Origin of the sequence: Roseomonas nitratireducens (assembly GCF_017813355.1) — a bacterium.
Classification (GTDB): Bacteria; Pseudomonadota; Alphaproteobacteria; order Acetobacterales; family Acetobacteraceae; genus Neoroseomonas; species Neoroseomonas nitratireducens.
Window position 1 is genome coordinate 1 of record NZ_JAGIYZ010000019.1, and the last position, 18,697, is coordinate 18,697.

19 protein-coding genes and 1 tRNA gene are annotated in these 18,697 nt (G+C 72.3%); 6 read left to right on the forward strand and 14 right to left on the reverse strand.

What is annotated here, in order from left to right; genetic code table 11:
• Window positions 1-344: hypothetical protein (locus J5Y09_RS17785; protein ID WP_209353172.1), on the reverse strand; the 344-nt coding region annotated here is incomplete at its 3' end.
• Between the two features lie 83 nt (window positions 345-427).
• On the opposite strand from J5Y09_RS17785, the gene J5Y09_RS17790 reads away from it, so the two are divergent.
• On the forward strand, window positions 428-1,303 hold the full coding sequence (locus J5Y09_RS17790) for an SEL1-like repeat protein (RefSeq protein ID WP_209353173.1): 876 nt from the start codon (window positions 428-430) through the stop codon (window positions 1,301-1,303).
• A gap of 84 nt (window positions 1,304-1,387) precedes the next feature.
• Here the strand turns inward: J5Y09_RS17790 and J5Y09_RS17795 are convergent, their stop codons facing one another.
• The 6 genes from J5Y09_RS17795 to J5Y09_RS17820 all read right to left on the reverse strand — a co-directional run bounded on the left by J5Y09_RS17795 (window position 1,388) and on the right by J5Y09_RS17820 (window position 5,603).
• On the reverse strand, window positions 1,388-2,050 hold the full coding sequence (locus J5Y09_RS17795) for a thermonuclease family protein (protein WP_209353174.1): 663 nt from the start codon (window positions 2,048-2,050) through the stop codon (window positions 1,388-1,390).
• Between the two features lie 130 nt (window positions 2,051-2,180).
• A tRNA-Met gene (locus tag J5Y09_RS17800) sits at window positions 2,181-2,257 on the reverse strand.
• A 17-nt stretch (window positions 2,258-2,274) separates the two neighbouring features.
• Entirely contained in the window at window positions 2,275-3,378 is a 1,104-nt protein-coding gene (mnmA, locus tag J5Y09_RS17805) for a tRNA 2-thiouridine(34) synthase MnmA (protein WP_209353175.1), read from the reverse strand.
• Window positions 3,375-4,076 carry a TenA family protein gene (locus J5Y09_RS17810; RefSeq protein WP_209353176.1) on the reverse strand — a complete coding sequence of 234 codons (702 nt, stop codon included), beginning with the start codon at window positions 4,074-4,076 and terminating at the stop codon, window positions 3,375-3,377. Before J5Y09_RS17810 ends, mnmA begins: the two co-directional genes overlap by 4 nt.
• 4 nt (window positions 4,077-4,080) lie before the next feature.
• A complete protein-coding gene (locus tag J5Y09_RS17815) occupies window positions 4,081-4,410 on the reverse strand; it encodes a ferredoxin family 2Fe-2S iron-sulfur cluster binding protein (RefSeq protein ID WP_209353177.1) in 330 nt (109 codons plus the stop codon).
• Between the two features lie 2 nt (window positions 4,411-4,412).
• Entirely contained in the window at window positions 4,413-5,603 is a 1,191-nt protein-coding gene (locus tag J5Y09_RS17820) for a cysteine desulfurase family protein (RefSeq protein WP_209353178.1), read from the reverse strand.
• Window positions 5,604-5,989: 386 nt separating this feature from the next.
• On the opposite strand from J5Y09_RS17820, the gene J5Y09_RS17825 reads away from it, so the two are divergent.
• A complete protein-coding gene (locus J5Y09_RS17825; RefSeq protein ID WP_209353179.1) occupies window positions 5,990-6,322 on the forward strand; it encodes a nucleotidyltransferase family protein in 333 nt (110 codons plus the stop codon).
• Window positions 6,323-6,414: 92 nt separating this feature from the next.
• On the opposite strand, the gene J5Y09_RS17830 is transcribed toward J5Y09_RS17825, so the two are convergent.
• Window positions 6,415-7,494 carry a cysteine desulfurase family protein gene (locus tag J5Y09_RS17830; protein WP_209353180.1) on the reverse strand — a complete coding sequence of 360 codons (1,080 nt, stop codon included), beginning with the start codon at window positions 7,492-7,494 and terminating at the stop codon, window positions 6,415-6,417.
• Between the two features lie 5 nt (window positions 7,495-7,499).
• Entirely contained in the window at window positions 7,500-7,994 is a 495-nt protein-coding gene (locus J5Y09_RS17835) for an Rrf2 family transcriptional regulator (RefSeq protein WP_209353181.1), read from the reverse strand.
• A 385-nt stretch (window positions 7,995-8,379) separates the two neighbouring features.
• On the opposite strand from J5Y09_RS17835, the gene J5Y09_RS17840 reads away from it, so the two are divergent.
• The 3 genes from J5Y09_RS17840 (at window position 8,380) to J5Y09_RS17850 (ending at window position 11,580) form a co-directional block, all read left to right on the forward strand.
• The gene (locus tag J5Y09_RS17840) at window positions 8,380-9,048 is read left to right on the forward strand and encodes an alpha/beta hydrolase (protein ID WP_209353182.1); all 669 of its coding nucleotides are present in this window, start codon (window positions 8,380-8,382) and stop codon (window positions 9,046-9,048) included.
• Window positions 9,049-9,302: 254 nt separating this feature from the next.
• On the forward strand, window positions 9,303-10,265 hold the full coding sequence (locus tag J5Y09_RS17845; RefSeq protein WP_209353183.1) for a tripartite tricarboxylate transporter substrate binding protein: 963 nt from the start codon (window positions 9,303-9,305) through the stop codon (window positions 10,263-10,265).
• A gap of 430 nt (window positions 10,266-10,695) precedes the next feature.
• Window positions 10,696-11,580 carry a dihydrodipicolinate synthase family protein gene (locus tag J5Y09_RS17850; protein WP_209353184.1) on the forward strand — a complete coding sequence of 295 codons (885 nt, stop codon included), beginning with the start codon at window positions 10,696-10,698 and terminating at the stop codon, window positions 11,578-11,580.
• A gap of 31 nt (window positions 11,581-11,611) precedes the next feature.
• Here the strand turns inward: J5Y09_RS17850 and J5Y09_RS17855 are convergent, their stop codons facing one another.
• Genes J5Y09_RS17855 through J5Y09_RS17865 form a run of 3 tightly spaced genes read right to left on the reverse strand, consistent with a single transcriptional unit; the run spans window position 11,612 to window position 14,159 of the window.
• A complete protein-coding gene (locus tag J5Y09_RS17855; RefSeq protein ID WP_209353185.1) occupies window positions 11,612-12,670 on the reverse strand; it encodes a site-2 protease family protein in 1,059 nt (352 codons plus the stop codon).
• Window positions 12,671-12,714: 44 nt separating this feature from the next.
• A complete protein-coding gene (locus J5Y09_RS17860; protein ID WP_209353276.1) occupies window positions 12,715-13,809 on the reverse strand; it encodes an anhydro-N-acetylmuramic acid kinase in 1,095 nt (364 codons plus the stop codon).
• Window positions 13,810-13,856: 47 nt separating this feature from the next.
• The gene (locus tag J5Y09_RS17865; RefSeq protein WP_209353186.1) at window positions 13,857-14,159 is read right to left on the reverse strand and encodes a hypothetical protein; all 303 of its coding nucleotides are present in this window, start codon (window positions 14,157-14,159) and stop codon (window positions 13,857-13,859) included.
• A 140-nt stretch (window positions 14,160-14,299) separates the two neighbouring features.
• Between J5Y09_RS17865 and tyrS the strand changes: the two genes are divergently transcribed.
• Entirely contained in the window at window positions 14,300-15,526 is a 1,227-nt protein-coding gene (tyrS, locus tag J5Y09_RS17870) for a tyrosine--tRNA ligase (RefSeq protein WP_209353187.1), read from the forward strand.
• Window positions 15,527-15,538: 12 nt separating this feature from the next.
• Here the strand turns inward: tyrS and J5Y09_RS17875 are convergent, their stop codons facing one another.
• Together J5Y09_RS17875 and parC are read right to left on the reverse strand one after the other, a co-directional pair.
• Entirely contained in the window at window positions 15,539-16,084 is a 546-nt protein-coding gene (locus tag J5Y09_RS17875; protein ID WP_209353188.1) for a hypothetical protein, read from the reverse strand.
• A 332-nt stretch (window positions 16,085-16,416) separates the two neighbouring features.
• Entirely contained in the window at window positions 16,417-18,639 is a 2,223-nt protein-coding gene (gene parC, locus J5Y09_RS17880; RefSeq protein ID WP_209353189.1) for a DNA topoisomerase IV subunit A, read from the reverse strand.
• Window positions 18,640-18,697: the final 58 nt, after the last annotated feature.

The window sequence follows — 18,697 nt, forward strand, 5'->3', positions numbered from 1 at the left end:
GTGGGCGCGGCGCGGATGACGTGGCCGGCGACGACCGCGGCGGCCAGCGCGTCGGCGGGCGTGGGCGCGGCGCGGATGACGTGGCCGGCGACGACCGCGGCGGCCAGCGTGCCAGCGGCCGTGGGCGCAGCGCGGATGACGTGGCCGGCGACGACCGGGGCGGTATGCGCACGGCCGCCCGCGGGCGTGGTGCGGATGATCCGGCCGGCGACGATCGCGGCGGCCTCCGCCGCTGAGGCGACCTCCGGCCAGGCGGGCCCGCCTGGCCGGACCATCTGAGGCAGGGCGAGGCCCGGCACGGCCAGCCGGACCGCGGACCCCTCGAAGGGTCCGCGACGGCGCATAAGCCAGATACGAAGCGAACCACGCCCGGCCAGCGCCGGGCGCCAACGGGGCCGGACCGCCCCGTCACCACCGGAGACGATGCATGATTCGCCTGACCCCGCCGGCGGCGCTGGCCTTGATCCTGGCGCTCGCGGGCTGCGGCAACCTGACCTCCACCGCGCCGCAGCCCCTGCCGAGCGCGATGCCGGCGGCACCCGCCGCCAGCGACCTGGCCCAGGGCGCCGCGCTGCACCAGGAAGCGCTGCGCCGGCTCAACCCACCCGCCGGGCAGAGGCCCGACACCGCCGAGGCGGCTGCCCTGGTCGAGCGCGCCGCGCGGCTCGGCGATCCCGAGGCCCAGTTGCTGCTGGCGACCGGCCTGCTGGCGGAAGCCGATGACGACGAGGACCGCGCTTCCGCCGCATCCTGGCTCAACCGCGCGGCGCATCAGGGCCAGTCGCAGGCGCAGTACCGGCTCGGCCGGCTGCTGGAAGAAGGCAGCGGCACGCCGCGGGAACCCGCCTGGGCCGCCGTGTGGTTCCAGCGCGCCGCGGAGCGTGGCCAGGCGGAGGCGCATTTCGCCCTCGCCCTGCTGCAGATCGCCGGCGAGGGTACCGCGCAGGCGCCCGCCGAGGCTCTCGCGCGGCTCACCCTTGCGGAACGCCGCGGCGTGCCGGGCGTGGCGCGCTACCGCGCCGCGCTGCAGCCACGCGTGCCGCCGGCCGAGGCGCGCCGCGCCCTGGCCCGGGTGCAGGCCGAAACGGCGCGCGGGGCGGTCGCCCCGGTCGACCGGGCGCTGGTGCGCTTCGTCCAGTCCGCGCTCGCGCGGCTCGGGCGGTGGAACCAGCCGGTCGACGGGGTGGACGGGCCGGCGGTGCGCGCCGCCCTGGCCGAGTTCGCCCGCGCCGAGGGGCGCGGCGGCGCGGCCGCCTACGACCCGGGCGTGATCGACCTTCTGCGCGCGCGGCTGCGGCGCTGAAGCGCGGCGCTGCCAGCCGGGGAATCCGGTGGGCGGTGCCGCGATGCGCGGGGGCGGCGGGGGGCCGCCTCCGCGCCCATCCCGTCAGTGCGCGGCGCCGGACCGGATCCGGGCGCGGTAGGCGTCCGGCTCCTCGAAGCGGCCGTCCCAGATGCCGCGCCGGGCGCGGCGCGCCTCGTCCTCCTGCCCGACATAGTCCAGGCTGAAGCGGCGGAAGGCGATGGCCCAGCCCTGGCGGACGAGTTCCGCCGCGATGTCCTGCCCGGCCTCGTTGCGGCAGCGGGCGATGCGACGGCCATACTGGTCGGCGCCGAGGATCTCGCAATCGACCATGCCGCGCCCGAGGATCGACGCCATCGCGTCCCGCGCCAGCCGCCCGCAGGGATAGGCGGCGCCGGCGCGCTCGCAGGATTGCGCCATCTCCGGCGCGTCGATGCCGTTGATGCGCAGGCGGTCCGCGCCCGCGGCGAGCGTATCGCCATCCACCGCGCTGGCGCGGACGGTGATGCGGGCGACCGGCCGCGGCGTGGACGGGCCGGCGACGGAAGCGCCATCGCCCACAAGGCCGGCCTTCCAGCCGGCGAAGCCAAGCAGGCCCGCGAGCACGATCCAGGCGAGCAGCGGCATGCGCCCGACGGCGCGGAGACGCGCGGCGACGCGGCGATGCAGCGGCGGACGGGCGGCGCGCTCGGCGGCGCGCAGCGCGTCGCGCAGGTCAGGCGGCAGTCGCGATCGGCGGAACCACATGCTGATCCGTAAGGGTGGCGCAGGCGCATGGCGCGCGCTTCGCGTAACGGGCGGGGCGATCGGGGTCCGCTGGCCTGTCGTGCGCCGCGCGGGCCGTCATGCCGGAACCCGGGACCGGTGGCGGAAGGCGTGGTAGCGGCGGGCGGACTTGAACCGCCGACCCCGGCATTATGAGTGCCGTGCTCTAACCAGCTGAGCTACGCCGCCAACGCGAGGGCCGCGAGTTAGGCCGCGGCCCGCCCCGTGTCAACCGATCCGCGGCCGCGCAGGAAGCCCCCGCCCAGCACGCGGTCGCCATCATACAGCACGCAGGCCTGGCCGGGCGCCACGATTCCCGGGACATCCAGCGCGATGCGCGCAAGACCGGCCGCCGCATCCCACGTCACGGTCGCATCCCGCGGGGCTTCCCGCGCGCGGAGCTTGGCCTGGCAGCGCAGCGGCGCGGCGGGCGGATCGATCAGCCAGTTCATCTCGCCGGCCACCGCCTCGCCCGTCTCGAGCGACCCGCGCGGGGCGACGACGATGCGGCGCTTGCCGGCATCGACGCCGGCGACATACAGCCGCTCGTCGCCATCCCAGGATGCCTCGCCCAGGCCCCTGCCCTGGCCCACCGTGTAGCGCGCGATGCCGCGATGGGTGCCAAGCACGCGGCCATCGGCGTGGACGAGTTCGCCCGGCGCCGTCGCCTCGGGCCGCAGCTTGGCCACGAGGTCGTCGTAGCGGCCCTCGGGGACGAAGCAGATGTCCTGGCTGTCGGGCTTGTCCGCCACCCTCAGGCCAAGCCGCGCGGCGACAGCGCGCACCGCGGCCTTGTCCGCGTAGCCGCCGAGGGGGAAGCGCGCGAAGGCCAGCTGGTCCCGCGTGGTGGCGGCGAGGAAGTAGGACTGGTCGCGCGCAGGGTCGGCGGCGCGGTGCAGCTCGGCGCCGTTCGCGCCTTCCACGCGGCGGGCGTAGTGGCCGGTCGCCAGCGCCTCGCAGCCCAGGTCGCGGGCAAGCGCGACGAGGTCGCGGAACTTCACCGTCTGGTTGCAGCGGATGCAGGGGATCGGCGTCTCGCCGCGGGCGTAGCTGTCGGCGAAGTCGCCGATCACCTCGCGGCGGAACACCTGCTCCCGGTCCAGCACGTAGTGCGGGATGCCCAGGCGATCGGCCACGTCGCGCGCGTCGTGGATGTCCTGGCCGGCGCAGCAGGCGCCCTTCTTCTGGATCGCCGCGCCATGGTCGTACAGCTGCAGCGTGGCGCCGACGACCTCGTGGCCTTCCTCGGCCAGCAGGCCCGCGACCACGCTGGAATCGACGCCGCCCGACATGGCGACGAGGATCCTCATGGCGCGGCGTCCAGCCCCTGCTGCCAGAAGCGTTGCTCGAGCCGCGCGGCCTCGGCGAAGTCGGCCGCGAGCCGCGCGAAGCGGGCCTCGCCGCCGTGGGAGACGCCGAGCGCGTCGATCCGCGCCGCGGCGGCGCGCGCCATCGCCTGGTATTCCTCGGCCGCGTAGGTATCGATCCAGGACTGGTAGGGGTTGGCGTCTGCGCGGCGGGCGGGGTCGGCGAGGATGCGCAGCGCCACTTCGCCGTAGCCGACCGTGCAGGGGGCGAGTGCGACTTCCAGGTCAAGGATGTCCCCGAACAGGCCGCGGTCGAGCACCCAGCGGGTGTAGGAGACGGTCTCGGCACTCTCCGGCGTCGCGACCACATCCTGCTCGGACAGCCCCCACTCGGCGCAGTATTTCAGGTGGAGCTTCGTCTCGTCGAGGATGGCCAGCACCGCGGCCGCCTTCTCCCGCATCGCGGCGAGGCTTTCGCCCTTCACCACCGCGAAGGCCTTCGCGCGGGCGAAGTGGATCAGGAACAGGTAGTCCTGGATCAGGTAGGTGCGGAAGGCCGGCAGCGGCAGCGTGCCATCCGACAGGCGGCGGACGAAGGGATGCCAGGTGTAGCCGCTCCACGCGTCGGCCGAGGCGGCGCGCAGGCGGCGGAACAGGCCGCCTTCCGCGCCGAAGTCGGTCTCCCAACGCGGCGCGACCATGGCGTCAGCCGCCCGCGTTGCGGCTGCCGGCCGGCAGCTTCACCACCAGGCCGTCCAGCGCATCGGTCATGATGATCTGGCAGCCGAGGCGGGAGGTCTCCTGCAGGTCGAAGGCGAGGTCGAGCATGTCTTCCTCGTCCTCGGTCGGCTTGGCGAGCTTGGCGAACCAGGCGCCGTCCACGATCACGTGGCAGGTGGAGCAGGCGAGCGAGCCCTCGCAGGCGCCCTCGATATCCACGCCGTGGCGGTGCGCGATCTCGAGCACCGAGAGGCCCAGCGGCGCATCCACTTCCCTGCGCGAACCGTCGCGCCCGACGAACACCATCTTCGGCATGTCTACTCCGCCGCCCTGCTTGTTCCGGAAGAAGCCTTCGCCCAGGCGTCCGCGAGCATCGCGGCGGCCTGGTCGACATCGGCGGGCGAGGTAAAGCGTCCGATGCCGATCCGCAAGGTGGCCCGCGCCCTGGATTCGTCCAGGCCGATGGCGCGCAGCACGTAGGAGGGCTCGACCTCGGCCGAGGAACAGGCCGAGCCGGTCGAGACGCAGACCATCGGCGCGGCTGCAATGACCGCCTGCGCCGCGACGCCGCCGGGGAAGACCAGGCTGAGATTGCCCGAGACCTTGTCGGCTCCCGGCGCGTTGACGGCGAGGCCCGGCACGGCGGCGGACAGCGCGGCGAGGAAGCGGTCGCGCTGGCCGGCGATGCGCCCGGCATCGAGCAGCCCCTCGATCGCCGCGACCCGGCAGGCTTCCCCGAAGCCGACGACGAGCGGCGCCGGCAGCGTGCCCGAGCGCAGCCCCCTTTCCTGCCCGCCGCCCGAGAACAGCGGGGCGAGGCGGACACGCGGGCGGCGGCGGACATAGAGCGCGCCGATCCCCTTCGGCCCATAGACCTTGTGACCGGACAGCGAGAGGAGGTCGGCGCGGATCTCCTCCACATCCAGCGGGATGCGGCCGGCGGCCTGGGCGGCGTCGGTGTGGAACAGCGCGCCGGCTTCCTTGGCGATGGCGCCGATCGCCGCGAGGTCCTGGATGACGCCGATCTCGTTGTTCACCGCCATGGCGGAGACGAGCAGCGTGCGGTCGTCGACGGCGGCGCGCAGCGCGTCGAGGTCGGCACGGCCGTCGCCGTCGACCGGCAGGATGACGGGCTCGAAGCCTTCCGCGGCCAGGTCGCGGACGGATTCCAGGACGCATTTGTGCTCGGTGGCGAAGGTGACGACGCGGCGGCGGTCGCTGCCCTGGCTGGCCGCGAAGCGGGCGGCGCCCTTGATGGCGAGGTTGTTCGCCTCCGTGGCACCCGAGGTGAGGATGATCTCCTTCGCGTCGGCGCCGATCAGCCCGGCGACGTGGCCGCGGGCTTCCTCGACCGCTTCTTCCGCCGCGCGGCCCATGGCGTGCTCGATGCTGGCGGGGTTGGCGAAGTTCTCCTCCCACCAGGGGCGCATGGCGGCGAGCACGCGCGGGTCCACGGGCGTGGTGGCGTGGCAATCGAGGTAGATGGGTCGGTTCGGCGTCGCGCTCATGGAGCGAAGATGGGCCGGATGGGGCGCCGGCGGGAGGGTCGCGGCCGGCATGGCGGGATTGCTTGTTTCGGACAAATTGCCCGGCCGGGGCGGTGCGTGCCGGTTTCGGACAAATTGCCCATCCGGCGGGTGGTGTTGGTTTCGGACAAATTCCCGGCGCACCGGGCTGGCTGGCGTGGCTGGGACGGATGCACGGTTTCAAGGAGCGGGGCGGCGGGTGCCGCTGGCAGCGACCATACTAGGAATGTTTTCATTTTGCAAGGATCGCGGCAAGGATCGCCGCAAGGGTCGCGCCCTTCTGACTGGCAAGGAAAGGAGTTGGGGGTGTCGGGGGGCGAGTTCCCTCGCCCCCTGACGCCGATGCCGCCCGTGCTATCGTCTCGCCCATGTCGCCAAACTCCCTTCCCGCCGAGTTTGATGCCAAGCGCGATGCGCTGGCCGCGCTGTGCCGGCGGTTCGGGGTGGCGCGGCTTGATGTCTTCGGGTCAGCCGCGCGCGGGACGGATTTCGTGCCGGCGCGCAGCGACCTCGATCTGCTGGTGACGCTGGCGCCTGCCGTGCATGACGATCTCGCGGGCTTCGCCGACCTGCATGCTGAGCTCGAGGCGTTGTTCGGCCGCCGCGTGGATCTGGTGGAGCGTGCCGCGATCGAGGCCAGCCGCAACCCGATCCGGCGTCGTCGCATCCTGGCCGAGGCGCGCCCGATCTATGCGGCGTGACGGCGCTTCGTGATGGCCCCCGCACCGGCCTTTTGACTGACAAAAGAAGGAGTGGGGGGTGTCGGGGGGCGAGTTCCCTCGCCCCCTGACCCTTACGCCGCGCGTCGCGCCCGCAATGCCGCCCAGGCCGCGACGAAGCGTTCCGCCGCATCCTCCGGCGCATTCCACGGCAGGGAGACGCGGATCGCGCAGGCCGCGTCGGCGCCGAGCCCCATCGCTGCCAGCACGTGTGAGGCGCCGACCTTGCCCGAGGAGCAGGCCGCCCCGGCCGAAACGCGCACCCCCGCGAGGTCGAGCGCGATGACCTGGGTTTCGGCGGGGACGCCTGGCAGCAGGATCGAGGTCGTGTTGGGCAGGCGCGGCGCCGTGCGGCCGGGGAAGCGGGCTTCCGGGGCGATGGCGGCGATGCGGGCCTCGATCGCGTCGCGGATGGCGGCGAGGCGCCCGGGCTCGGTGGGATCGGGCGCGGCGGCGGCGAAGCCGGCGATGGCGGGCAGCGGTTCCGTGCCTCCTCGCCGCCCGCGTTCCTGCCCGCCGCCGGCGATCAGCGGCGCCGGGTCGAGCCCCGGGCGCAGCAGCAGCGCCCCCGCCCCCTTGGGCCCGCCCATCTTGTGGGCCGAAAGCGCGATGCTGTCGGCGGGCGCGAGGCCGAGCGGGACGCGCCCCGCGGCCTGGACGGCGTCGACATGCAGCAGGGCGCCATGGGCGCGGCAGAGCGTGGCGGCGGCCTCGATGGGGTGCAGCACGCCGGTCTCGTTATTGGCCGCCATCAGGCAGACCAGCGCCGGGGGCTGGCCGGCAAGCGCCGCTTCGAGCGCCGCGAGGTCGAGCGTGCCGTCGGGCAGGACGGGGAGCGTCGCCGCGCCCTCGGCCGCGCGCAGGACGCAGGGGTGCTCGGTCGCGCCCACCAGGATGCGCCGCCCGGCGGACAGGCCGCGGATGGCCAGCGTGTTCGCCTCGGTGCCGCCGGAGGTGAAGACCAGGTGCTGGGGCCTGGCGCCGAAGCGGGCGGCGATGGCGGCGCGGGCATCCTCCAGCACCCGCCGCGCGGCGCGGCCGGCGGCATGGACCGAGGACGGGTTGCCCGGCAGGTCGAGCGCGGCGAGCAGGGCGGCGCGTGCGAGGGGCCGGAGCGGTTCGGTCGCGTTGGCGTCGAGGTCCAGCGCCGGCATGGGCGCTACTGGGCCGCCGCCTGGGCTGGCGGGGCGTCCTCCTGCGCCGGGCCCGGGGGGCAGGCGCGGCCCATGATGCGGCCGTCGACGACGTCGGCAAGCGTCATGCCGGCCAGGAACAGGCGGATCTGGGCGCCGAGCTCGGCCCAGAGGTCGTGGGTCAGGCAGCGATGGCCGGCGAGGCAGCCCGGCCCGCCATCCTCGCAGCGGGTGGCGACGATGGGCTCGTCGGCGGCCTCGACCACCTCGGCGATCGGGATCTCGGCCGCCGGGCGGGCCAGGCGGTAGCCGCCGCCCGGACCGCGGGCGGAGGCGACGAGGCCGGCGCGGCGCAGGCGGCCGAACAATTGTTCCAGATACGCGACGGACAGGTGCTGGGCGGCCGCGATGTCGCCCAGCGTGACGGGGCGGCCATCGGTGGCGCATTCGCCGCGTGCCTCGCGCGCCGCCATTTCCACCATGGCCATGACCGCGTAGCGACCCCGGGTGGACAAACGCATGGGCTACCCCGCTATCCCTGCAATGCTGCTGACACTTCCCGACATGATGCCGCTGTCGTGATTCTGTTATGAATCTGGAGGTCGGCTAAGTATATTGGCGCCGCCCCGGGACACGGGAACCTCCCCTGGGGCACCATGGACGACAGCAAGGCCAGTTTTGTTCGGTGCCATTGCGCCCCGCAGGTGCGTTGCGGGGCAACGGTATGATTGTCGACCGGCGGGGTCAAGAATTCGCCCCCCGATCGGGCCGTGGTCCATGGCGGCGCAAGCCGATGATGCGAGGTTCCCCAAACCGCGGCGGGTCGCCGCGCAGGCTGGCTCAGGCCCTTCGGGGCGGGCTTGCCGCGCGCGACCAGCGGCAAAGCGCATTGGAACTGAACGCACGATGCCCGAGGTCATGTTCGCCGGGCCGGATGGCCGGCTCGAAGGGCGCTATCACCACTCGAAGCGCCAGAATGCCCCTGTGGCGCTGATCCTGCACCCGCACCCGCTGCATGGCGGGACCATGAACAACCGGGTCACCTATTCGCTGTTCCAGCGCTTCCAGGCGATGGGCTTCTCGACCCTGCGCTTCAATTATCGCGGCGTCGGCCGCAGCCAGGGCCGCTACGACGGCGGCATCGGCGAAGTGGCGGATGCCTGTTCCGGGCTCGACTTCCTCCAGGCCGTGAACCCCAACGCGTCCATGCTGTGGGTCGCGGGCTATTCCTTCGGCGCCTATGTCGGGATGCAGGTGCTGATGCGCCGGCCGGAAATGGGCGGCTTCATCTCCATCAGCGCGCCGGCCTCGCACTACGATTTCGGCTTCCTCGCGCCCTGCCCCTGCAACGGGCTGATCTTCCACGGCGCGGACGACGAACTCGTGCCCGAGCCGTCCGTGCGCAAGCTGGTCGACAAGCTGAACACGCAGAAGGGCATCACCATCGACTACCGCGTGATGCCGGGCGCGGGGCATGTCTATACGCCCGAGCAGACGGAAAAGGTCGTGGACGCGGCCGAAGACCACGTCATGGGCGTGCTCAACCGCGGCCGGATGTCGCTCGCGGCCGACTGAGCGGCATCACGATCCGACCAGGCCAGGGGCCGCCGGGCGATCCGGCGGCCCTTTTTCTTTGGGCGGCGCGACGCGGGGGGGAACCTTTCGCGCCAGCCTTGGCAAGCGACACTTCACGGGAACCGGGTCGCAGGATGCCCATGCGTGCGATGTCACGCATTGATCCAGATCACACATTCGACGGTCCGCCGCCGCCCTGGCACGGCGCGCGTCGCCCGTGCATCCTGCGCGCAACATCGCCCGGAGGAAGCCCCTTGAGCATCACGCGCAGAACGGCGCTGGCCGCCGCCCTCGCCGCCCCCACGCTGGCCCGCGCGCAGGGCGCCGGCTGGCGGCCGGACCGGCAGATCACCATGGTCGTCGCCTTCGCCGCCGGCGGGGGCACGGACCTCGCCGCGCGGACCATCGCGCGCTTCATGGAAAAGGATCTCGGCCAGCCCGTGGTGGTGCTGAACCGGCCGGGCGCGGGGGGCGAGATCGGCTTCTCGGAACTCGCCCGCGCGCGGCCGGACGGCTACACGATCGGCTTCATCAACACGCCCACCATCGTGACCATCCCGATCGAGCGGCGGGCGCGGTTCAAGCTCGACGACTTCGCGCTGATCGCGAACATCGTGGACGATCCGGGCGGGATGTGGGTGCTGGCCGACAGCCCGATCCGCGACCTGCAGGGCTTGCTGGCCGCGGCACGCGCGCAGCCCGGGACGATCGGCTACGGCACGACGGGGATCGGGTCGGACGACCACCTGGCGGTGCTGGCGATCCAGCGCGCGACGCGCACGGAATTCCTGCACATCCCCTTCGCAGGGTCGTCGCAGGTGAAGCAGAACCTGCTGTCGCGGGCGATCCCGCTGGCCGTGATGAACATGGCCGAGGGCATCGCGGAATGGCGGCAGGGCGTGCTGCGGCCGCTCGCGCAGATGGGTGCGACGCGCTGGGAACCGGCGGCCGAGGTGCCGACGCTGAAGGAGATGGGCATCGACGTGGTGGAGGGGTCCATGCGCGGCATGGCTGCCCCCGCGGGAATGCCGGCCGAGGTGCTGGAACGGCTTGCCCTGTCCGTGCGCCGCACGGTGGAGGATGCGGAATTCCAGGCGATCGCGCGCCAGCAGAACCTGCCGCTGCGCTTCCTGGCCCCCGCGCCGTATCGCGCGGAGCTGGAGGCGCTGAAGGCGCGCTACGAGGCGCTGTGGGCGCAGCATCCCTGGCGGGAGTGAGGCGGATGGTGCGCGCTGCGGGACGAGCCATCGGATCGCGGCGCCGCCGCGATCCGCGAGCGCGAAGCGCGACCGCGCCCAGACCGACCACCGCCCCAGGCGCGAAGGCAAGGCCCGCGGATACGGCCCGCCCGCCGCTTGAGGGCCAGCGAAATCGGATCGCGGCCCACCGCGATCCGCGAGCGCAAAGCGCGACCGCGCCCAGACCAACAGCCGCCCCCGGCGCGACAGTCCACGGCGCGAAGGCAAGGCCCGCGGATGGGACCCGCCCGCCATCCGAGGGCCAAGCAAATCGGATCGCGGCCCACCGCGATCCGCGAGCGCAAAGCGCGACCGCGCCCAGACCAACCGCCGCCCCCGGCGCGACAGTCCACGGCGCGAAGGCAAGGCCCGCGGATGCGGGCCGCCCGCCGTCTGAGGGATCATGAAAATGCGCGGCGTCTGGCCCATCCTCTACGCCTTCTTCGATGCCGAGGAGCGGCTCGACCGTGCTGCCATGAAGGCGCAAGTCGAAGCCTGCATCCGCGGCGGCGCGCACGGCATCGCGCTGCTCGGCCTGGTGACCGAGTTCCACAAGCTGACGCTCGTCGAGCGCCGCATGCTGATCGACTGGGTGCTCGAGGACGTGGCCGGGCGCCTGCCCGTCGCCGTCACGGTGAACGAGGCCGGCGTCGCCGCGGCGCGAGAGGTGGCGCGCGCGGCGGAAGCGGGCGGCGCCGCCTGGCTGATCCTGCAGCCGCCGCAGATCGCCGGGATGAACGAGGCCGCGCTGCTGCGCTTCATGGGCGCGCTGGCCGAGGCGGTCTCCATCCCCTGCGGGCCGCAGAACAATCCCTCGATGATGGATGTCGCGCTGTCGACGGGCGCGCTGCGCACGCTCAACCGCGCCCATCCGCACTTCCGGATGATGAAGGGCGAAGGCCCGATCCTCTATGTGCAGCGCCTGATCGAGGAGACCGAGGGCGCCTTCGCGATCTTCAACGGGCTGGCCGGGCTCGAACTGACGGACACGCACCGCATCGGCTGCGCGGGCATGATCCCGGCCCCCGACGTCGCCGACGTGCAGGCCCGCATCTGGACCCTGATGGATGAAGGGCGGGAGGAGGAGGCCGAGGCGCTGCACCGGAGCATCCTGCCGATCGCGACCTTCATGATGATGCCGCGCACGGCCGAGCACTTCGCCGCCTACGGCAAGCCGTTCTTCGCCAAGCGGGCGGGGATCGGCGCGGTGCATCCGCGCCGGCCCTGCGTGGAACCGCATCCGCTGGGGGCGCGGATCCTGGAGCGGTTGGGGCGGGGGTTGCCCGCATTGTGAAGGGCGGGGGGGGCGAGAAGGCCCCTTCTCCTCACGCCCGAAGGGCCACCAGATCCGCCACATTCGCCGCCGTCAGCAGCCCCACCAGGCGCCCGGCGCCATCCTCCACGGCCACGGCGGGCGCGCCGGAGAGACCCTTCACCGCCTCGTTCAACGGCGCGCCGGGGGCCACGCGCGGCACCGGCGCCATCGCATCCGCGACCCGCGTCGCGGGCCCGGCGGCACGCAGCGCGTGGATGATGGCATCGCGCGTCAGCAGGCCCATCAGCCGCCCCGCGCCGTCCACGACGGGGAAATCCTGCTGCGGCGTGCGCAGCAGCGCCTCGGCGGCCGCGCCGACATCGGCGGTCGGCGGCAGCGCCTCGAAGCGCGTCTCCATCGCGTCTTCCGCCGTCAGGCCGCGCGTCGCGGCGCGGAAGCCGGCCTCGGCCGCTTCCCCCGCCGCGCCGAGATAGACGAACAGCGCGATGAAGATCAGCAGCGGCGCGCCGAAGAGGCCCGCGAGGCCGAGCAGGAAGGCGATCCCCTGCCCCACTCGCGCCGCGGCCTCGGTCGCATCGGCATGGCCCATGCGCAGCGCGAGAAGCGCGCGCAGCACCCGCCCGCCATCCATCGGGAAGGCCGGCAGCAGGTTGAACAGCACCAGGAAGGCATTCACCCAGAACAGGCGCGGCAGGAAGCCCGCGGTCGGGTCCTCCACCTCCAGCCCTTCCTCCGGCCCCGGCACGCCGCCGAGCAGCAGGGCGATCAGCAGGCAGATCCCGACATTCACCGCCGGGCCGGCCAGCGCGATGAACACTTCGCGCCAGGGCTCCTCGGGGATGGATTCCAGCCGCGCGACGCCGCCGATCGGCAGCAGCGTGATGTCCGGCGTCGCGATGCCGTAGCGCCTGGCCGCCGCGGCGTGGCCGAGTTCATGCAGCACGACGCAGCCGAAGACGAGGGCGACGAAGACGATCCCCGCCACCGCCTCGGCGAGACCACCGCGCATGGCGTGCATCGCGCCGATCCAGGCGAGCAGCAGGAAGAAGGTGACATGGATGCGGATGACCGTTCCGCGCACGCTGCCGATGGCGAATGACCAGGCCAAGGATCGCCCCTCCGTGATCCCCGCAGCCTAGCAGGAGATGCGGGCTACAGCAGCGATCCCACGATCCGCCCGCCCGGCAGCGGCCGCGGCGCGCCGGTCGTGCCGGGGAAGGTGATGGGCAGGCCGCGCGCGACGCGCACCGCGAGCAGCCCGAAGGCCTGCGCTTCCAGCGCATCCCCGTCCCAGCCCGCGACCTCCACCGGGCGCACCGGTTCCTCCAGCGCACCGGCCAGGGCGCGCATCAGCGCCGGGTTGCGCCGCCCGCCGCCGGCGACCAGCCATTGCAGCGGCGGGTCGGGGAACAGCCTGGCCGCGGCCGCGACGCAGACGGCGCAGAAGGCGCACAGCGTCGCCGCGCCATCCGCCGCCGAAAGCTCCGCCGCGCCCGCTTCCTTCAGCGCCCGGTCAAAATCCAGCCGGTCGAGCGATTTCGGCGGCGGCGCGGACAAATAGGGATGCGCCATCAGCCGCCCCAGCACCGCCCCATCCGCCTGGCCCGCCAGGGCGAGCTTGCCCGCCGCGTCGTAATCCTTGCCCGTGTGCTTGCGCGCCCAGTCGTCGAGCGGCCCGTTGGCGGGGCCGGTGTCGAAGGCGAGCATCTCCCCGCCCTCCCCCAGCCAGGTGACGTTCGCGACGCCCCCCAGGTTGAGGATGGCGAGCGGCTTGGGCAGCGGCTGGGACAGCGCGCGATGGAAGACCGGCACGAGCGGCGCGCCCTGCCCGCCGGCGGCGACATCGGCCGAGCGGAAATCATAGGCGACGGTCATGCCCGTCCGCCGCGCGAGTTCCGTCGCATCCCCCACCTGCCAGGTGAAGGGCGCGACGTTGCGCCCCGCCACGGGCGGGCGGTGCAGGATGGTCTGGCCGTGGAAGCCGATGAGGTCCGCCTCCAGGCCGAGCGCCTCCACCGCCTCGGCATGGCGGTCGGTGATGCGCTTCACGGCGTCGAGCAGATCGGGATCGTTCGCCGCCAGGGTCTCGGCCCGGTCCAGCAGGGCGCGCAGCTGGCGCCGCAGCTTCGGGTCGTAGGGCAGGGTCAGCCGCGGGCCGATCCGCCCGATCGTCTCCCCGTCCGTCTCGAGATAGGCCGCGTCCACCCCGTCCAGCGAGGTGCCGCTCATGAGCCCGATGGTTCTCAGCATTCGGCAGGCATAGAGCCAGATGACGGGTCTGTCAGGCCACCCCGCTAGAGCCAGCCGAAATGCCTGAGCCAGTGACGGCGGACCTCCCAGATGTCCGGTTCATTCGGCGGTTCTGCAAGACGCACCATTTGACCAACCTGCACCCAGGTGCTGGAACCCGCGTCCCAGGTGAACCGGATGTCCACCAGCATCAACAACTCGTTGATGTTGACCGACACGATGGTGCCGGGAACGATCGAGAACGGCAGCGGCGTCGGGAGCGAAGCCATGTGCCTGACGGTCTTCCCGTCCAGATCCACGACGCGCCATCCGCCGGCTTGTCCCGTATCCGCGCTGCTACCCGTCATGTTCGCATCCCAGGTGACCGGGGACAGACGTTACGGACCCGCGTCGCGCTGGACAATGCTTTCCCCCCCGCGTCCGGCGTGATAGCCCGCCGGTCCCGTCGGGCGAGCGCCCGGATGCCACGGAACGAGATCACGTCACCATGAGCGGCCCGAACAGCGACTTCCTGCGCATTGCCAAGGAACGCGGCTATGTCCACCAGACCTCGGACGAGGCGGAGCTGGACGCCGCGCTGAACAAGGGCGGGCTCGTCGCCTATATCGGCTACGACTGCACGGCCGACAGCCTGCATGTGGGCCACCTGCTGCCGACCATGCTGCTGCGCCTGCTGCAGAAGACCGGCGGGCGCCCCATCGCGCTGATCGGCGGCGGCACCACCAAGGTGGGCGACCCGTCCGGCAAGGACGAGGCGCGGCAGCTGCTGACCGAGGAGATCATCGAGGCGAACAAGGTCGGCATCCGCCGCACCTTCGAGGCGCTGCTCGACTTCAAGTCGGGCGCGATGATGCTCGACAACGCCGAATGGCTCGACGAACTCCGCTACATCCCCTTCCTGCGCGACGTGGGCCGGCATTTCAGCGTGAACCGCATGCTGACCATGGACAGCGTGAAGCTGCGGCTGGAACGCGAGCATTCGCTGAGCTTCCTCGAGTTCAACTACATGCTGCTGCAATCCTACGACTTCCTGGAACTGCACCGCCGCCACGGCGCCGTGCTGCAGATGGGCGGGTCCGACCAGTGGGGGAACATCGTCATGGGGGCGGAACTCATCCGCCGCATGGCGGGCGGGCATGCGCATGTGCTGACGACGCCGCTGCTGACCACCGCCTCCGGCGCCAAGATGGGCAAGACGGCCGCCGGCGCGGTGTGGCTGAACCCGGACCGGCTCGGCCCCTATGACTACTGGCAGTTCTGGCGGAACACGGAGGATGCGGATGTGGGCCGCTTCCTCGCCCTGTTCACCGAATTGCCGATGGAGGAGGTCCGCCGCCTCGGCGCGCTGGCCGGCGCCGAGGTGAACGAGGCGAAGAAGGTGCTGGCGACCGAGGCGACCGCGCTGCTGCATGGCCGCGCGGCGGCCGAGGAAGCGGCCGAGACGGCGCGGCGTGCCTTCGAGGAAGGGGCGGCGGCGGAGACGCTGCCCAGCATCACCGCCACGCTGCCCGCGCCCTTCGTCGACCTCGCCGTGCAGGCGGGCCTCGCCGGGAGCAAGGGCGAGGCGCGGCGGCTGATCGCGCAGAACGGGCTGCGGCTGAACGACGCGGTCGTCAGCGACGTGGCGCTGAGCGTGACCGCCGCCGACCTGCGCGACGGTGCGGCGAAGCTTTCGGCCGGGCGGAAGCGCCACGTGCTGGTGCGCGCGGGCTGAACGCCCGCGCCTTCAGCTGGCGCCGATATAGACGGCGATGCCGGTGAAGGCGAAGGCACCGGCGCCGAGCCCGCCCTGGATCTGCGGCGCCTCATAGAGCGCGCGGCCGAAGCTCGGCAGGTTGGGCGGGATGGTGATGCGCGTCCGGCAGAGGAAGCGCGTCGAGAAGATCCCGACATCGTTGAATTCCAGCGACGCCACCTGCGCTCCGACGACGATGGCCGAGGCGCCGGCGGAGACGATGCTGAAGGAGGATCGCTGCAGGTCCCGGCAGGAACAGGTGCCGTCCATGGCCGACCAGCCGTAGCTGTCGGTCGGCGGATGGAAGTTCGGGTTGATCAGCTGGCGGACGACATCCGCATACGGAATGCCGACCGCGCTGCCGATGCTGCCCCCGACGCCGGCCCCGCCCGCGATGGCGATGAAGACCGGCTTCACCGGCACGTCCGGCGAACGCCATTGCAGGAAGAAGACCCCGCCGCCGAGCACGGCCGCACCGCCCATCTGCGCGACCACGCAGCATTCCCATCGGGACGAACGCGCTTCCCACCAGCCCATCCGGCATCTCCTTCATCGTCACGGCGACGGTTCGGTTCGACCATGACAGGCCCGGACGGGCGCCGAAGTGCTTCAGCGCACCACGCGATCGAGTCCTGGGGGGCGGGGGCGACCGGCAGCGATCTCCATCGCCGGAAGGCCGAGCCCACAGTGCGGGGCGTGGCTCCGAAGCCCGCCGGCGGCCCTCGCGCGGCGGGAGGCACCCTGGACGACGGCGGTCGACCGGACAGGGCGGCGAGCGTCGTGGCGGGACCAGCTAGGGCGCCGCCCTCATGGACCACCCGCCAGAGGCCGAAAGGCCTCTGGACACCATCACCCGGGCGTCCGCGCCCTCACTCGAAACGATTGCCGCGCGGGAAGCCGTTCGGCGGCGACTTGCCCGCCCCGGCGCGGTTGCCCGCCCAGGGGCGCAGGTCCGTCTCCGTCCGCGTCCGCCCGCCCAGCGTCCAGCTCAGGCCCTCGGCACGGACAAAAACCTTCGCGTCGGAAAGCCCGCCGTCGCGATAGGCCTGCAGCTGCACGCCGCGGCCGCGCGTCATCTCCGGCACCTGCTCGATCGGGAAGACCAGCAGCTTCCGGTTCTCGCCGATCACCGCGACGCTGTCGCCGTCGGCGGGCACGCACAGCGCGGCCTCGGTCGGCGGGTCCACGTTCAGCACCTGCTTGCCGGTGCGCTTTTCCGCCAGCAGGTCCTCGCCCTTGACGATGAAGCCCTTGCCGTCGGACGCCGCGACCAGGAAGCGCTGCCCGTCGCGATGGACGAACATGGCGACGACCGCGTCCTCGTTCGTCAGTTCCACGATCAGCCGCACCGGCTGGCCGTCGCCGCGCCCGCGCGGAATGGCGTCGGCCTTCAGCGTGTACGCCTTGCCGTTGGTGGCGAAGACCACGATGCGGTCGGTCGTCTCGGCATGCAGCGCGACCAGCAGGCTGTCGCCTTCCTTGAAGCGGATCTCGCCGTCGAGCGGGATGTGCCCCTTCTGCGCGCGGATCCAGCCTTTCTCCGACAGGATCACGGTGATCGGCTCGCGCTCGACGAAGGCGGTCTCGTCCACCAGCACGGCGGGCAGCAGGCGGCCGGTTTCCGTGCGCCGCTTGCCCAGCGCGCCGTCGCCGAACTTCGCGCGCGTCGCGGCGATCTCCTCGGCGATCGCGTCCCAGCGCTTCCTGTCCGACCCCATCAGCCCCTGCAGCCGCTTCTGCTCCGCGCTGAGCTTCTTGTGCTCCTTGCGGATCTCCATCTCCTCGAGCTTGCGCAGGCTGCGCAGGCGCATGTTGAGGATCGATTCCGCCTGCAGGTCGGTCAGCCCGAAGGCCTTCATCAGCTCCGGCTTGGGCTCGTCCTCGGTGCGGATGATGCGGATCACCTCATCGAGGTTGAGATAGGCGATCAGGTAGCCGTCGAGGATCTCGAGCCGCCGGGCGATGGCGGCCAGGCGATGCTCCGTCCGCCGCACCAGCACGACGTGGCGATGGTCGAGCCACGCCCGCAGCACCTCCCGCAGCGACATCACGCGCGGCGTGCGCTCGGCATCCAGCACGTTCATGTTGAGCGGGAAGCGGGATTCGAGCGCGGTGGCGCGGAACAGCGTCTCCATCAGCACCGCGGGCTCGACGATGCGGGACTTGGGTTCCAGCACCAGGCGGACGACGTCGGTGCTCTCGTCCCGCACGTCGCCGAGCAGCGGCAGCTTCTTCTCCTCCAGCAGCTGGGCGATCTGCTCGATGAGCTTCGCCTTCTGCACCTGGTAGGGGATCTCGGTGACCACGATCTGCCAGGTGCCGTTCTTCAGCGGCTCCTTTTCCCAGCGGGCCCGCACGCGGAAGCCGCCGCGGCCGGTCTCGTAGGCCTCGCGGATCGCCTCGGGCGGTTCCACCAGCACGCCGCCGGTCGGGAAGTCCGGGCCGCGCACATGGGCCAGCAGGTCGGCGTTCGGGTCGCGGATCAGCGCGAGTGCCGCGTCGCAGAGCTCGCCCGCATTGTGCGGCGGGATGGAGGTCGCCATGCCGACCGCGATGCCCGCCGCGCCGTTCGCCAGCAGGTTCGGGAAGGCGGCGGGCAGGACGACGGGCTCGCGTTCCTCGCCATCGTAGGTGGCGCGGAAATCGACCGCGTTCTCCTCGATGCCGTCCAGCATCGCCTGGGCGACCTCGGTCAGGCGCGCTTCCGTGTAGCGCATGGCCGCGGCGTTATCGCCGTCGATGTTGCCGAAATTGCCCTGGCCTTCCACCAGCGGGTAGCGGGCGGCGAAATCCTGCGCCTGGCGGACCAGGGCTTCGTAGATGCTGCTGTCGCCATGCGGATGGTACTTGCCCATCACGTCGCCGACGATGCGGGCGCATTTCTTGAACCCGGCCTCGGGGTCCAGCCGCAGCTGGTGCATGGCCCAGAGAAGCCGGCGATGGACCGGCTTCAGCCCATCCCGCACATCCGGCAACGAACGTGCCGTGATCGTGGATAAGGCGTAGGCCAGGTAGCGTTCTGACAGTGCGTCCGCGAGACGGGTCTCGCGCTCGCCCCCGGCGGAGGGGGATTCCGTCTTGTCGATTGGCATGGTTTGATTCGGACTTCGTTCAGGGGCTGGGGTCTAGCCTTCGTGCCGTCGAAGAGCC